We start from the raw sequence: 15,696 nt of genomic DNA on the forward strand, positions 1-15,696 counted from the left end.
TTGTTCACATCCTAAAGATACTTTTTGCGTTCTTCATCAATCATGGAAGATAGTATTTCTCCTTCTACTTCATCCTCGGTGTTCTGGTACTCAGCAACAGGTTCATCTGTGCCTTTTTTCTTAACCCATTTACGAATAACGAAATACAATGATATTCCCGCTGCGGCCAATACTACAAACGGGAGAACCCAAGCTGTTAAACTAAAACCGCTTTTTTCAGGTGAAGTCAATATTTCTTCACCATAGATATTGACATAATAGGCACGAATTTTATCCTTATCCCACCCCTTGTTCATCATGTCAACCAGGTCTGCTTTAAATTCTGTGGTAAGATTGCACGTATTCGGATCACATTCATAATGATCCTGACCACAGCCACATGTGCAAGCGAATTGCTGAGCAACGGCTTTGAATTCAGCTGATTTATAGTCAACCTGTTTTGCTGCTTCAACGCGAAGGAATGATCCTTGAAAGATGAACGCTATTATGAGAAGGCCAATATAAATTTTGTTTTTCATATTAAGACACCTCTCTGCGAACTCCTGTGTATCTCGGAGTGACATTTCCATATTTTCCGTTCCAAACGGCGAACAGAGCGCCAATAACAATCATGAATGAACCAATCCATAACCAGTTCATCATTGGATTAATTTTTACAATAAATGTGGCTTTTCCATCATCTTCCCAGGCACTTAACACGATGTATAAGTCTTCCTTAAGCGAAGATATAATCGCCACTTCGGAAGAAGGCTGTTCCCAGTTTCCGTAAAATACCTTTTCTGGCTGATACGTGCCTAGCTTTTTACCATTTCTAAAAACGGCTACATCGGCATAGACGATATCATTAATGCCTTCTTTCTTCTGATCAAGCCGGTCGTAGTTGATACGATAATCCTTTAATTCAATTGACCGCCCTAAATCGACTGTTTTCATTGTTTGTAAATCATAATTCTGTGAACCAATAATCCCCATCGTGATGAAGGCAATACCAAGGTGAACGATGTATCCACCATACCTGCGGCGATTTCGAATCATCAAGCGGTACAGCGCCACAAGTGGTGTTTCTTTAGTCATCTTTCTTCTAGCTTTTACACCTCTATAAAACTCTAAGAAGTGGGTAATTAATAATAGAATGATTACTCCATAACCAATGACTGCCCATGCTTTTTGAATTCCTAACACTACCATCAAAATCATGCCAAGAACAGCGAGGATAGCTGGAATCATGAAGTTTTTCTTAAGATTTTTCACGGTAGATTTTTGCCAAGCAAGCATTGGACAAACTGCCATGACAAACATCATTGATAATAGAATTGGTGCTTCCACTTTATTAAAAAATGGTAGACCAACCGTTACTTTTGTACCACGTACTGCTTCTGATACTAATGGGAAAATCGTTCCCCAAAATACGGCAAAGGCTGCTCCGACAAGTAATAAATTATTTACTAAGAAGCTGCTCTCTTTGGAAACAAAGGAATTAAATTCCCCTGCACTGCGTTTCAGCAGGTTGTAACGGCTCATTAACACATATAGTGCCCCGATGACTGCCACACCCATGAAGATTAAGAAGTATAATCCCAGGTTTGAATTTGCAAAGGCATGAACAGAGGTCAGTACGCCGCTTCGCACTAAGAATGTACCAAATAGGGTAAGTGCATAGGAGACAATGATTAAGCTGATATTCCAAATTTTTAACATGTTTTTCCGTTCTTGAATCATAACGGAATGTAAGAAGGCGGTTGCTGTTAACCATGGCATAAAGGAAGCATTTTCAACTGGATCCCATGCCCAGTAACCGCCCCAGCCAAGTTCAACATATGCCCATTGACCACCAAAGATATTTCCAAGGCTTAAAAATAACCAGGCAATAATTGTCCAACGTCTAGTCATTTTAATCCAGAAATCATCGACATTTTTCAAAATCAAGGCCGCCATCGCAAAGGCAAATGGAATGGCAAGACCTACATAGCCAAGGTAAAGTGTGACAGGATGAATGATCATTCCTGGATTTTGAAGCATAGGATTTAATCCTTTTCCTTCTATTGGAATCTCATTTAATAAAAGGAAAGGTTTAGCTACAAAACCTAAAATAAAGAAGAAGAAAACCGCATTTGCAAGTAAGATGGCCGAAATGTATGGGATCATCGGGTTTCCTTTTAACTTCCGTGAGAAAGCAATCATACAAGTATAAAGAGTTAAGAAGAATGTCCACAATAACAACGAGCCTGCATTCCCCGCCCATAGTGCGGTAAGTTTATAGATAATCGGCAGTTCACTGCTTGTGTAATCATGAACATATTCATATTGAAATTGAGAGGTTGCTAATAGGTAGAACAATGAAAGCATTGCAAGTGATGAACATACTAATAATGCAATCAATCCACCTTTACCACTGTTAATAAACTTTTGATTTTTCGTGCTAATCCCCAACGTGATAATGAGGAGTGAATAAATTGCGATGGCTAAGCCTATATAAATCGTTGCGTTGGCAAATAAATACATTTCGTCACCTTCTTAAGTTAGCCTGTTATTTTTCATTCGGTGTTTTATTTAATTTATCTTTATGTGTCTCTGGATTATAATTTTTGCTATCTTTTCCTTCATACTTAGAAGGACATCTAGTTTTAACTGTCTCTGCCACAAATGTATTCTTTTTGGTCGGAGCCCCTTGGAGAATAGTAATGACACCTTCTGCAAAATTATCTGGTTTGGTACCATTATGAATAACATGCATAACATTTCCGTCGTTATCTTTAACATCAAACTTCAACTCAATTTTGTCTGGATTCCATTTAATTGAATCTTCAATAAGTAATCCTTCTACAGTTACAAAATCATCTTTATGTTGATCTTGAGTAGCCAAGAGCTCTTTCATCGTTAACTCAACACCACTTGAACCAGGAGTTGCTGCCATTAGAAGGAATACAATAGCTCCTGCAATAATAAACCCACCAAGCATAATAATCGTATTTTTTTTCATTCTTCTCACCTCATTAGATTAATTTCTTCATTTCTTCTTCGTACATTTCTTGGTCTATCTTTCCAGTTAAAAGTTTTTTGCGCAGTTCTTTCTTTTCTTCAGAATTCTCTGTTTTGTAGTCTTTTTTAACCGTTGGAGAAGGCTTCTTCGGTTGTTTTTTATTATGACTGGCTACCTTAGATGCTGATTGTTTATTTCCTTTTAAGCCAATTAAAACAAAGAGTCCGGCAATGATGATTGCAATACCGATGATCGATGCACCACCCAGCCCGATAATTGGACGTTTTGATGAATTAGTGGTTCCTCCGTTTTTCACAACTTGGTCTGATGCAGTTACACCACTGTGGTTTTCATCATTTGGTGGCCGCTTTTTGTTAATCGCCTCCATTGTTGATTCAGTACCATCTTTCTTATATGAGAAAGAGTATTTCAAGCCAGCATCTGCCTTTACATTTTTGTATTGGTAGTAATAAAGCTCTTCTCCATATTCATTTTTCGAATTGTTTGCTGCCTTTGGCTCAATTTTTATTTCCTTTGCATCCATTGGAGCATAAAAGATAACATCTAAAAGCTCGATATCAGCTTTATTTTTAAGTTCATATGTAAAGATCTTGTTGTCCTTCACGTTAATTGACTTTGTATAGTACTCAATGACAAATTCGTAGGTTTCGTTATTCTTAATTGCTTTAGCTGGTTTCCAAGTAATGATCCCATTTTCTTTATCGACATCATAGGGACGCTGTACTTCAGGCTTATTTTTTTCTGGGAGTTCTGCTACCAAGAAGGCTTCAAAGCCTTTGTCCATTGCTGGAACGGGAATCTCAATCTTCCCATCATAATCTTGACCACTTTTATTGGTAATTGTTCCGTACTGGCCCACTAGTAAAGATGGAATATCTCGTGACCAACCTTCGGGATAATCAAACTCTGGCATTACCTGAATCTGCATTTCCTTAAAAGGAAATTTTTCTGCCTGAAAGGCTATTTCAGCACTAGCCTTTGGGATGATGAAATTCGTTAAAAATGATGCGATTACGAATAATGCCAACAACTTATTTTTAAGCATCTTAATCCTCCTTGACTTAAAAAACTTATCACTAGAAAGTACTATTTTTCACTATAGTCCTCTTTGAAATAAATATAATCTTTATCAACCCTTATTTGTTGTTTCACTCTTGAACATTTTGTTAAAGGATATAAATCGTTGCGGTTTCGACAAAAAACCACCACAAAATGTTCACAAATTAATAATGGGCAAAAAAAAACCTGTATCCTTTTGTAATGGATTCAGGTCTTTTATGCTGTATTCAGTTTATTTTTTCTCCAAAGATCGGATATAGGTAACAATATCGGTAATATCCTTTTCCTTGAGCTGGCGTGCGCCTTCAAGCCCCTTTAATGAAGGACCCATCCTAGTTTCTTCACGACCGTAGGCTGCATCAATCCATATTTGCTTATTAGTTGTATATTTCAGGTATTGTCGATTAGCGAGAGCGGTTCCCATTTTATCCTTACCTGTCCCTGCTTCACCATGACAATTTAGACAATATAAATTATATTGCGCTTTTCCATTTTCAGGATTACCTGAAATCGTTTTTGGCACATCAAACTCGATTTCTTCTGTCTGCCAGTCTCTTATAAAAGCAACAAGATTTTTTAAATCCTTATCTGACATTCGAGGACCGTAAGCAGGCATGACTGTGTCTTCTCTTCCATATTTCACATAATTATACAGGTCTTTATCGGATACGGAGCTTAAAAAATTCTGGCTATTTAAAGCCGTCCCCGTTTTTGAGCCTTCTCCTTTTCCTGTTTCGCCGTGACAAAATATACAATTTTTGTTATATATCTTTTCACCAGCAGCAATTGCTTCTGATTTCTTGCTGTCAAAAATATGGCTAGTACTTAAACAGACAATAATTCCAATAATAATCAAAATGTAAACTCCGATTAGTATTTTCTTCATGGGTTTCCCCTTACTTAGGTTCAGGTGTTGGGGTCGGCTCCCCAATATCTTTATATTTTTCTGTGATTAATTGATATATTTTATTCGTATTTTTTCCACTAAGATGCATTTCAACCGCATCTCGAGCAATATCAATGCAGGTGTCGCAAGAAATTCCGTGAGAATCCCATTCTGTTACTGCATTGTCTTCACCAACTTGTTTGACAAAGCAATCTAGATTGCTCTTATGTCCTTCGACAACACATCCACAATAGCAAGGAACAGATGCTACGACTTCAGGATAAGTTGCAGCCATAACATAAGTTTCATTAATTTTTTCAGATGTATTCAGAACAAAATCTGGTAATGACACATGTTTTTTATCAAGTTTCCAGCTTTCATCACTAAGTTTGGAACTGCAGCCAGCAGCCACAATAGCAAACAAAATCCCAAGGAACAAGAGAGATGTAATTCGTTTCATGATCTGTTGCACCCCTTCCCTATTATTTTTTGTACTACTTCAGTTTAGCAAAAAGAAATTAGCCAATTAGTAACTAATTCTTACTATTTAGTGAAGTTTTTACGCAAGTTAAAGTAAAGTCGTAAAAAAAGCAAAGACCACTGAAATATCTTACATAGACTTCCAGTGGTTCAAATTACATATTACTCATATCATGTCCTGCATGGCCACCTGTTCCTAGCGCAGGATCAATCATTCCAAAAATCATTGCAATGTGTGCAACCACTAGAAAAATACTAACAAAGATCGCATGAATTTTCAGCTTTTCTTCTTCTGCTTTATTTCTATAAATAAGACCTATATCAAGTAGGGCCATGCCAAGAAATGGGATAATTCCAAGTAAATAGAATGTAACGGCTACAACATCAATCCAGCCTTTCCACTCCCCGGTTACCGTTAGTGGGATATAAGCAGTTTTCATTAAATATATGAATATGCCAGTAAAATAAAAGCCTGCAAATATGCCGGTTACTTTATTCAATTTTTTTAAGGCACCGTCTAATTTTCTTGTAAATAATATGGCAATTTCCGAAATCGCAAGGATCTCAGCACAAATTACTGGAACGGCCATAAATATTATTAAATTCCAAGGCTGATTGTCTGCTAGTAATCCCATATAATGTGTCATATTCATGTTTATCTTCTCCTTTATTTTTTCTACACACCAACTATATTTAAAAAGTGTGCAGAAACTTAGGAGAAACTATGGAGAAATTGTTAAAAAAAAGCCTTAATCCGACAATTTTCGGACTAAGGCTTTGAACTAATTATGCACGTGACACGTATGATCCATCAGTCGTATTGATAATTAACTTATCCCCTTGATTGATGAAGAAAGGAACCTGAACAGAAAGACCCGTTTCAAGGGTAGCTGACTTGGTACCGCCAGAAGACGTATCCCCCTTAATACCCGGTTCTGTTTCAGCAACCTCTAAAATTACATTGTTTGGTAATTCTACTCCAAGAGTTTCATAATTAAACATCATAATTTGTACTTCCATATTTTCTTTCAAAAACTTTAATTCATACTCTATGCTTGAAGCAGGAAGTTCTACCTGCTCGTAAGATTCCATATCCATAAATACATGATTATCACCGCTTGCATAAAGATATTGCATTTTACGGTTATCGATTTGAGCTTTCTCTACTTTCTCACCTGCACGGAATGTTTTTTCTTGAATTGCTCCATTACGAAGGTTACGAAGCTTGGAACGAACAAAGGCTGCTCCTTTACCTGGCTTTACGTGTTGGAAATCAAGGACACGCCATAAGCCGCCATCCACTTCAATTGTTAATCCTGTTTTAAAATCATTTACAGATATCATATTAAGATCCTCCTAAAAAATCATTACAGTATAATTAGTTCTTTTGTAGAATGTGTGAGTGCTTCGTTATGGTCCTTTGTAATCAATGTATCATCTTCAATCCGAACGCCGCCTAGACCTGGGATATAGATACCCGGCTCACATGTTACTACCATTCCAGGTTCTAATATTACATCAGACTTCATCGATAGACCAGGGCCTTCATGGATCTCAAGTCCGATACCGTGCCCGGTTGAATGACCAAAGTATTCACCATAACCTTTTTCTGTTATGTAGTCTCGTGTTATTGCATCTGCTTGCTTCCCTGTCAAACCTGGTTTGATTCCAGCCATTCCAAGTAATTGGGCTTCAAGTACAACATCATAAATTTCTTTAAGCTTTGCGTCTGGCTCTCCAATCGCAATAGTCCGCGTAATATCAGAAACATATCCATTGTAGTAACAGCCATAGTCCATTGTTACAATGTCCCCTGCTTCAATTACCTTATCGCTAGCAACACCATGTGGAAGTGCTGAGCGATGACCAGAAGCAACGATTGTATCAAATGAAGAGGAAGTGGCACCAGCTCTCCTCATAAAGAACTCTAACTCATTCGATACTTCTAACTCAGTTTTTCCAGGACCAATGAAGTCTAAAATATGTTTAAATGCAGCATCAGCAATATCAGCTGCTACCTTTAATATCTTAATCTCTGCATCAGTCTTTATCAAGCGTAACTTTTCGATTGCACCAGAAAGCGGAACAAGTTCAGCGTCAACTTCATTATCATATAATTTAAAGGAGGAGTATGTTAGAAAATCCTCTTCAAATCCCAGCTTTTGAATTCCAAGGTTCTTCACTTGTTGTGCCACTTCTTCAGGAATCGTTCCGGTTATTTTTATAATCTCGAAACCTTGGCATTGTTTAGTCGCTTGTTCAATATAGCGGAAATCCGTAAGAAACAAAGTTTTTTCCGCACTAATTAAAACTACACCAGCAGAGCCAGTAAAGTTTGAAATATAGCGACGATTATATGGGCTAGTGATCAAAATTCCATCAATTCCAAGTGTTGAAAAATTAGATCTTAGTTTTTCTATTTTTTCCATTGCTCTCCACTCTCCTTTTCAAATCCATATGAGGACAAAAATATTTTATCACAACCTACTTCATCCGACTAATCGTAACTTAGGAGGACTCCTCTTTCACTTGCTCGTTATTATTTTGATACTCATAATTTATGGAATATCCAATAAAGATTCCATATACGATATAAATACAAATGGATGTAATGATCGTATCTCTTTTTAAATCAAAAAATGGTTTAATACTTGGAAAGAGTGGATTTAGAATAAAGAACACCACCAAAAACAATATAATTCCATAGCCAAGTCCAAACCAAAACCCTGTGAATTTTCTCAACACTGCATAGTAAATAAATGCTGCTACCACGGAACATATTCCAATTAAAATAATGGATATGACGGTCCCCAGCCATTCGTATTTCCAATGCCCTAGTGCCCATGGCTCTAGAATGACATTGGGACGGATTTCAGTAAAACTTAAGTAGGACGCTATGAAGCCAATCAATCCCCAAAACAGACCTCCAAATAAACCCGTCCAAAATACCATTACCGAAAAGGACATGGGCTTAGGATAATTTCCTAGTTTCTTCTCAATCGCCATTGTAACAACCTCCGTTTACTTTCTGTTTATTCGGGAAGTGCCCTTTTTGCTGTTATATATGCTTGATATGCTGTCCTTTAATTGGGACAACAAAAGGCCATAATAAATTCCATTTCTTATTATGTCCTTTGGTATTCAATCCCTTTCATATAAAAAAACTTTTTAATTGGAAATATTATGTCATTCCTAGAGGTTTTTTTGTTTTTCTAGTAGAATAGAATTAAGTACATACAGATTTTATCTTTCAGCTGTTGTGCAACTATAGATTAGGTTGGTGTAAAGTATATGTCCAATTCTCAAAAACCCGTTTATGGCGGCCAAGCGGTTGTCGAAGGTGTTATGTTTGGCGGAAAACATCATTATGTTACCGCGGTACGCAGGAAGGATCAATCTGTTGAATATTTTCATTTGCCTCGTAAAGCAAATCCTTATTTTACAATCCTAAAGAAAATCCCGTTTCTGCGGGGGATAATCGCGATTATTGAGTCGAGTGCAAATGGATCGAAACATTTAAACTTCTCGACGGAAAGATTTGATGTTGATCCAAAAGAAGATGAAATTATAAAAGAAAAAGAAGTCTCTAAATTGACAATGTACCTTGGTGTTGCTGCAATTGGTGTGATTTCATTTTTATTTGGTAAATTTGCTTTTACGCTGATCCCTGTGTTCCTTGCAGTTTTGACAAAACCAATTTTTCCATCGCATTTTGCTCAAGTGTTAGTGGAAGGTTTTTTTAAACTAATTTTATTAATTTCCTATATTTATTTTGTTTCACTTACTCCATTGATAAAAAGGGTGTTTCAATATCATGGCGCCGAACATAAAGTAATTAATACCTTTGAAGCTGGGGTTGAGTTAACCGTTGAAAATGTGCAGGCTCATTCCCGTCTGCATTACCGCTGTGGCAGTAGTTTCATCCTGTTTACAGTCTTTGTTGGTGTTTTTGTCTATATGCTGGTACCTTCAACTCCGCTTTGGTTACGGGTGGCCGACCGGCTCCTCTTAATTCCTGTGGTTTTGGGTATTGCTTTTGAAATCCTTCAATTAACTAATAAACTTAAAGATATTCCAGTTTTAAAGTATCTAGGTTATCCTGGTCTTTGGCTGCAACTAATAACAACGAAGGAACCACAAAATGATCAAGTCGAAGTGGCAATACTTTCTTTTAACGAATTATTAAGAAGAGAAAAGGAATCTGAGTACTCGGTCAAAAGCGAAGAAATTGTCTAAATTCTTGTTTTATCGTGTTTAAAAGAATAAAAAAATGCTTAAGATGCTCTTAGGGAGGTGGCTTTCTTGAAAAATCGGACATTTGTTAATGTTGTTGTTGGGGGACTTATCATTCTTGCTTTACTTGGCCTTGTTGGTTCATTTACAGCTAATCCGGCCGGTTTCATTCAGAGAATAGCTGTCATCGCATTGATTGTTCTAGCCGTTTATTTCCTAGTACGGAAGTTTTCCAAATCAAACCCTCAGAAAAAAGAGCAGCGTGCATTTCTTAAAGCCGCCAAAAAATCAAAAAAACGATTACAGCAAAAGGGTGGAGACTCAACTGTAAAAACCTCCTCTCTTGGGACGCTAGCATCATTAAAGAAGAGCAACATGACCAAAAAGAAATCTCCTGCTCACTTAACTGTTATCGACGGCAAAAAGGGTAAAAAGAAAAATCGAGCGTCTCTATAGGCGCTCGATTTTCTTTTTACCCTAGTGTAATCCGTATTAGTATCCCCATGTCTTCAAAAATTGTTTTGCTCTCTCTTTTCCTAGATCGAACAACTCATGTTTCTTCTCCTCTGTTAAATGGAATTCTGTTGATAACACACCCTCGGTCGGTATAAAGATAATGTTCTTTACATGTTTTTTAGAAATGTACCTAGAATCGTGTGCATCCTTCATCGTCTCAAATAGGGCTCCAAATAGTTGAATCGCATTTTTTATTTTATGTTTTTCAGTTTCATATTCACTTGGACTTAATTTAATACCGAGGACAGGTCTTACCTTTTGTGCATTTTCCTTATCAAAAAGCCACATTGGAAAATTGCTTAGGACCCCACCATCAACTAAAATGTTCATTCCATCCATTGTACGCATTTTAACAGGTTCAAAGAAATATGGGATACTGCAGCTGATTCTAATCGCTTTTGCGATTGGAAATGAACCAGGTGAAATGCCGTATCTTTGTAAGTCATCAGGTAAAACAATCATTTGCCCATTTGATAGGTCTGATGCAATTACTCGAAGTGCCTTCGGTGGCAAATCAGCGAATGTTCTTAACCCTTTGGCTTCAAGTTTCTTACAAATCCATTTTTCAAGTTCATTGCCTTTATAAAGTCCTAGCTTCCAATAGACATACAGCCATTTTGCAAAAGGGAAAGGGATAATTGATTTGCGGGCATCCATTATTTTTGAGAGATCCAACTCGTCGACCAATTGGAAGATTTCTTTACTTGTGTAGCCAGCGGCAATTAATGCTGCAACGATCGATCCTGCACTCGTTCCCGCCACTCTGACAAATCGCAAACCTTTACTTTCTATTTCTTCGCAGGCTCCAATAAGTGCAAACCCTTTTATTCCTCCTCCAGAAAAAACGCCGTCTATATACATGGCAGCCACTCCCAAAGATGTACTCGTTTTTACATCTTTAAGCGGTTATTTTAATAAATAGTACCAAGGACAAGTAGAAAATTTATTATATATAAAAAAGAACATCGTCATTAAACGATGTTCTTGGTCAATAACAATATTGAAAACGCTTAACTTTTCATTAAAATCGCTTTGCTCCTATGTATCTTGGTTTCCAGTAACTGTTGCTTGTATAAGCGATTGAAACTCCTTTTGAAGATGCAGCTTGAATCATTTTTCCGCCACCAATGTAAATCGCAACGTGAGTAGGTCTGCTTGCCTTATTCGGTGCAAAGAACATCAAGTCTCCTGTTTGTAAAGAACTAACACGATATCCTTGCTTGTAGTACATATCAGCTGCCGTCCGTGGCAATACTTTTCCAGCCTTACCGTAAGAATACTTAACCAAACCAGAGCAGTCGAATCCTTTAGGTGTTAATCCACCCCATCTATATGGAACGCCAAGATTTGCTTTTGCTACTGAGATTGCTTTTGTATGGTAATAGGCCGCCTCCGCTTTATCACCCATAGTGGTAAACAATGAACTTAGAATAATTGTCATAGCCACGGTTGCAATGATTTTTTTCAACATATTGTTTAATCCCCCTGTGTGCTTCGTTACTCATAATATACAAAAAAAGAGTAACATGGACGTAACAGGTAGATTACAGTTATATTACAATTTTCGACTTCGTTCTACTTCAACTAGCAAAATATGCATCATTTAATGCAGTATAGTGTAACTTTCAGGAACGGATATTGACCTTGATAATACAAAAAAAGGGGGATTTTCTCCCCCTCTAAAAAATACGTATTATAAACCACATTTTAATTGAGCACCGCAGTTTGCACAGGTATTGCAGCCACCCATTTCTTTTACTTTTCCAGTCCGGCAGACTGGGCAAGTGTTACCAACTTCAGAGCCGATCGTTACACTTGTTGAGCGAAGTTCACTGATTGTATCAACAAGGACCACATGCTGCTTCGGTTTTTCATTAAAAATTGATAATTGCTCATTGGTGTTTTCTTCAGCTTTTAGTGTTAGTACCTGAGAATCACGTGAACCATCAACATAAACGGTTCCACCTTTTGCCCCGCCGCGGTACAAACGCTGATAAACTTTTTCGACCTGCTCTACGCTATACCCTTTTGGTGCGTTGACAGTTTTACTGATAGAACTATCTATCCAACGCTGGATGACACATTGAACATCCGCATGGGCTTCAGTTGAAAGCTCCATCGATGTAACAAACCAGTGCGGAAGATTGTTTTCATCTGCTTCTGGGTGCTGATCCAAGTATTCTTTCACAATATCCGCTTTAACTTCGATAAATTTACCGAGGCGTCCACTACGGAAATAAGAGAATGAGAAATAAGGCTCAAGTCCGGTGGAAACTCCAACCATGGTCCCTGTGGATCCAGTTGGTGCCACAGTTAGTAAATGCGAATTTCTAATTCCGCTTTCTAAAATAGATTGGCGGACATCTTCGGGCATTTTTTTCATAAATCCTGTATCAATGAAGGCTTGTCGTAATCGATTGGTATCTGCTGTTGTTTCACCAGTTAAGAATGGAAAACTTCCCTTTTCTTTTGCCAATTCAATTGAAGTTCTGTATGCAGTGGTTGCAATTATTTCAAATACTTGATCAACGAGTTCGTTTCCTTCTGGTGATCCATACTTCGTTTCACAATAAATCAGCATGTCATGTAAGCCCATGACTCCAAGCCCCACACGTCTTTCACCAAGAGCCTGTTTTTTATTTTCTTCCAGGAAGTATGGAGTTGCGTTAATGACATTATCCTGCATCCGTACACCCACAGCTACTGTTTTCTTAAGCTTTTCAAAATCAACAGTTTTTGTGTCCTTATCAGCCATCTCAGCGAGATTGACAGCTGCAAGATTACAGACGGAAAATGGTGCGAGAGGCTGCTCTCCACATGGATTTGTTGCAACAACTTGTTGTCCATATGCTTTTGCATTGGTCATGTCGTTTGCGTTATCGATAAAAAATATTCCCGGTTCAGCTGAGTAGGTCGCGCAAATATTGATTAGGTTCCAAAGTTCTTTTGCTTTGAACTTTTTGTACACTCGTACTTTATGCCCTTGTTTTTCCCACTCGCGAACGTCACCAACTTTATGCCATTCTTGGTTGTAAATCTCCATTTCCTCTTGATCATATTGTTCAACATACGGGAAGCGGAGTTCATAGTCACTATCGGTTTCTACAGCTTCCATAAATTCCTTTGTTAAACAGACAGAGATGTTCGCACCTGTAAGGAACTCTGAATTGTGGACAGTATAATTACCGCCAGTTAATAATTTCTCTTCTGCATCTGCGATAATGTTTTCATCAAATCCACCGAACCCAGGAATGTTTTTATAATTTACAATTCCTTGGTACATTGCAGTTTCCCTTAAAGTTAGAGGGGTAAACTTTAGCTTGTCTTTAGCAAGTTTTTTAATCGTTTCATCATTTGTATTTTCAATCAAGAATCGTAAAATTCTAGGATTTTGCATCTTAGAAATAATAAATTCAATAATGTCTGGATGCCAGTCGGACAACATGATCATCTGAGCTCCACGTCTTGATCCGCCTTGCTCAACCAAATGAGTCAATTTCGCAATATCATCCAGCCATGAAACCGATCCAGATGATTTACCATTCACGCCTCTAGCCAGTGTGTTTCTCGGTCTCAGCGTCGAGCCATTTGTTCCAACACCGCCGCCTCGGCTCATAATCTCCATTACCTGCTTACGATGATCAGAGATACCTTCACGAGAGTCAGGAACAAACGGCATCACATAGCAATTAAAGTATGTTACATCAGTATCTGCCCCAGCTCCGTAAAGAACGCGACCTGCTGGAATGAAGTTCATGTTAACAAGCTCTTGATAAAACCTTTCAGTCCATTCTCTTCGCTTCTCTTCCGTCTTTTCTACAGAAGCAAGACCAGTAGCATTACGCTTCGCAATTTGCTCATAGAAGAGCTCCAAAGGCTTCTCAATTACATCTAAGGATCTGACTATCACACCAGTACTAGCTTCTTCAGGATCATCGAGTACTCCCCTGAATTCCTCTTCGACTAAAACTTTCGCCTTTTTCTTTTCCCAGTCTATTTCCATAATGTAACCAAGACCACGAGCTGGAAATTTCGGATCTTCTTTAATAGTTAAAACAACAAAGTCGCCGTTTGTAAGAGTTATTTTTGCAGTATCTTTAAAGGTATAGCGGTCCAACATGACCAAACGAGAAACACCCTTGTGAGTTATTTTCATATCTGGGGTAACTGGATGCACCTGGGGGAATAATTGAATATCCTCATTCAACCTTTCAAAATCAATATTCATTGTTTGTCTAAAAACTACAGACATTAGAACAACTCCTTCTTAATAAAAATCCACCTATTGTGCTAAATCTAGCAGGTTTACGCTATATCTAGTTGGTTTGTATTTTTAGGTTATCATAGCCCACCTGAATAAATCAACTAAATATCAATATATAGTACCGAAAATATTTTCGACACCACTATATATTGTATGTTAAGCAAACTATAATTATTTTGTCAAACTTAAGAAATAATAGATTTAAAAGTAATCAATAGCTTTTAATAGATTTTCGTCATAAAACAGGAAAATTCAACAAATTTCGCAGGTTGCTTCTTTACATTAATCGATAAGGCAACAAAAAAAGACGGCGAATTCGCCGTTTCAAATTATCTTTTAAAATTCCATTCATCACTTTCATAGCGATCTTTTGCAATCTTTTCAACATAAGCTAGTTCTTCCTCGGTTAATTGATAAGGTTCAAGCTCAATATTTAGACCCTCAGCAAAGCCTTTATAAAAAGCTTCCTTTGCTTCCTCAAGTGAAATTCTTCTTGGACTAATGTTGTTGATAGCAACCGCTTTATCTTTAAATGCTTTTCTCATTCGTTCCTTAACTCTCTCACTTGGATATTTAAATAAACTAAATAGCTTATCTTCATCCAAATCTAATAGAATGGAGCCGTGCTGTAGAATCACTCCCTTTTGTCTCGTTTGTGCACTGCCGGCAACCTTCCTTCCTTCCACCACAAGCTCATACCAGCTTGGAGCATCAAAGCATACAGCAGAGCGAGGGTTTTTCAAAGCATCCCGTTCTTCTGCTGTTTTTGGGACAGCAAAATATGCCTCAAGTCCTAAATGGTGAAAACCTTTTAAAATCCCTTCAGAAATTACACGGTATGCCTCTGTAACAGAATTAGGCATTTCTGGATGTTCTTCAGAAACGATGACACTATAGGTAAGTTCATGCTCGTGCAGAACGCCGCGTCCTCCTGTAGGTCTTCTTACGAAACCTAATTGGTGTGCCTTGACTGCTTCCATATCAATTTCTTTCTCTACTTTTTGAAAATAACCTACTGATAGCGTTGCCGGATCCCAGCCATAGAATCGAATCACTGGAGGAAATTTCCCTTCACTATGCCAATCGAGTAACGCTTCATCTAAAGCCATATTAAAAGATGGTGAACTATTTCCAGTATCAATAAAACGCCAAACTTCTTTTTTCATTCTAAAACCTCATTTTTTTATAATTATCTCTTGTTTAAGTCTACCAAAATCTGATATAGATTCAAAATAAGATGTTTCTGCTATAATTATT

Annotated in this window: 16 protein-coding genes; 2 read left to right on the plus strand and 14 right to left on the minus strand. The window is 37.6% G+C overall.

What is annotated here, in order from left to right; all coding sequences use genetic code 11:
• Positions 1 to 11 precede the first annotated feature (11 nt).
• The 10 genes from AB7942_RS06760 to AB7942_RS06805 all read right to left on the minus strand — a co-directional run bounded on the left by AB7942_RS06760 (position 12) and on the right by AB7942_RS06805 (position 8,432).
• Positions 12 to 518, minus strand: a complete 507-nt coding sequence (locus tag AB7942_RS06760) for a cytochrome c-type biogenesis protein CcmH (protein ID WP_369446274.1) — start codon at positions 516 to 518, stop codon at positions 12 to 14.
• A 1-nt stretch (position 519) separates the two neighbouring features.
• Positions 520 to 2,502: a heme lyase CcmF/NrfE family subunit gene (locus AB7942_RS06765; RefSeq protein ID WP_369446275.1), complete on the minus strand. Its 1,983-nt coding sequence runs from the start codon at positions 2,500 to 2,502 to the stop codon at positions 520 to 522.
• 25 nt (positions 2,503 to 2,527) lie between these two features.
• Positions 2,528 to 2,980, minus strand: coding sequence for a cytochrome c maturation protein CcmE (locus AB7942_RS06770; protein ID WP_369446276.1), 453 nt, complete (start codon positions 2,978 to 2,980; stop codon positions 2,528 to 2,530).
• A gap of 13 nt (positions 2,981 to 2,993) precedes the next feature.
• Entirely contained in the window at positions 2,994 to 4,046 is a 1,053-nt protein-coding gene (locus AB7942_RS06775; RefSeq protein ID WP_369446277.1) for a hypothetical protein, read from the minus strand.
• Between the two features lie 246 nt (positions 4,047 to 4,292).
• Positions 4,293 to 4,916 (minus strand): c-type cytochrome, encoded by a 624-nt coding sequence (locus AB7942_RS06780; RefSeq protein WP_369446278.1) that lies wholly within the window; start codon positions 4,914 to 4,916, stop codon positions 4,293 to 4,295.
• Positions 4,917 to 4,956: 40 nt separating this feature from the next.
• The gene (locus AB7942_RS06785; RefSeq protein WP_369446279.1) at positions 4,957 to 5,406 is read right to left on the minus strand and encodes a PCYCGC motif-containing (lipo)protein; all 450 of its coding nucleotides are present in this window, start codon (positions 5,404 to 5,406) and stop codon (positions 4,957 to 4,959) included.
• 175 nt (positions 5,407 to 5,581) lie between these two features.
• The gene (locus tag AB7942_RS06790; protein ID WP_369446280.1) at positions 5,582 to 6,079 is read right to left on the minus strand and encodes a DUF6803 family protein; all 498 of its coding nucleotides are present in this window, start codon (positions 6,077 to 6,079) and stop codon (positions 5,582 to 5,584) included.
• Between the two features lie 133 nt (positions 6,080 to 6,212).
• Positions 6,213 to 6,770, minus strand: coding sequence for an elongation factor P (efp, locus tag AB7942_RS06795; protein ID WP_088088945.1), 558 nt, complete (start codon positions 6,768 to 6,770; stop codon positions 6,213 to 6,215).
• A 23-nt stretch (positions 6,771 to 6,793) separates the two neighbouring features.
• Complete coding sequence (locus AB7942_RS06800; RefSeq protein ID WP_369446281.1) at positions 6,794 to 7,855, minus strand: M24 family metallopeptidase; 1,062 nt, start codon at positions 7,853 to 7,855, stop codon at positions 6,794 to 6,796.
• Between the two features lie 79 nt (positions 7,856 to 7,934).
• Positions 7,935 to 8,432: a YqhR family membrane protein gene (locus AB7942_RS06805; protein WP_369446282.1), complete on the minus strand. Its 498-nt coding sequence runs from the start codon at positions 8,430 to 8,432 to the stop codon at positions 7,935 to 7,937.
• Positions 8,433 to 8,717: 285 nt separating this feature from the next.
• On the opposite strand from AB7942_RS06805, the gene AB7942_RS06810 reads away from it, so the two are divergent.
• Complete coding sequence (locus AB7942_RS06810) at positions 8,718 to 9,662, plus strand: DUF1385 domain-containing protein (protein WP_215010712.1); 945 nt, start codon at positions 8,718 to 8,720, stop codon at positions 9,660 to 9,662.
• A 57-nt stretch (positions 9,663 to 9,719) separates the two neighbouring features.
• Positions 9,720 to 10,115, plus strand: a complete 396-nt coding sequence (locus AB7942_RS06815; RefSeq protein WP_369446283.1) for an SA1362 family protein — start codon at positions 9,720 to 9,722, stop codon at positions 10,113 to 10,115.
• Between the two features lie 36 nt (positions 10,116 to 10,151).
• Here the strand turns inward: AB7942_RS06815 and AB7942_RS06820 are convergent, their stop codons facing one another.
• The 4 genes from AB7942_RS06820 to AB7942_RS06835 form a co-directional block, all read right to left on the minus strand.
• Positions 10,152 to 11,036 carry a patatin-like phospholipase family protein gene (locus tag AB7942_RS06820; RefSeq protein WP_088088950.1) on the minus strand — a complete coding sequence of 295 codons (885 nt, stop codon included), beginning with the start codon at positions 11,034 to 11,036 and terminating at the stop codon, positions 10,152 to 10,154.
• A 160-nt stretch (positions 11,037 to 11,196) separates the two neighbouring features.
• Positions 11,197 to 11,646, minus strand: coding sequence for a C40 family peptidase (locus AB7942_RS06825; protein WP_369446284.1), 450 nt, complete (start codon positions 11,644 to 11,646; stop codon positions 11,197 to 11,199).
• Between the two features lie 222 nt (positions 11,647 to 11,868).
• A complete protein-coding gene (locus tag AB7942_RS06830) occupies positions 11,869 to 14,427 on the minus strand; it encodes a vitamin B12-dependent ribonucleotide reductase (protein WP_369446285.1) in 2,559 nt (852 codons plus the stop codon).
• Positions 14,428 to 14,768: 341 nt separating this feature from the next.
• Complete coding sequence (locus AB7942_RS06835; protein WP_335712682.1) at positions 14,769 to 15,605, minus strand: lipoate--protein ligase family protein; 837 nt, start codon at positions 15,603 to 15,605, stop codon at positions 14,769 to 14,771.
• Positions 15,606 to 15,696: the final 91 nt, after the last annotated feature.

The organism is Neobacillus sp. BF23-41, from assembly GCF_041106275.1.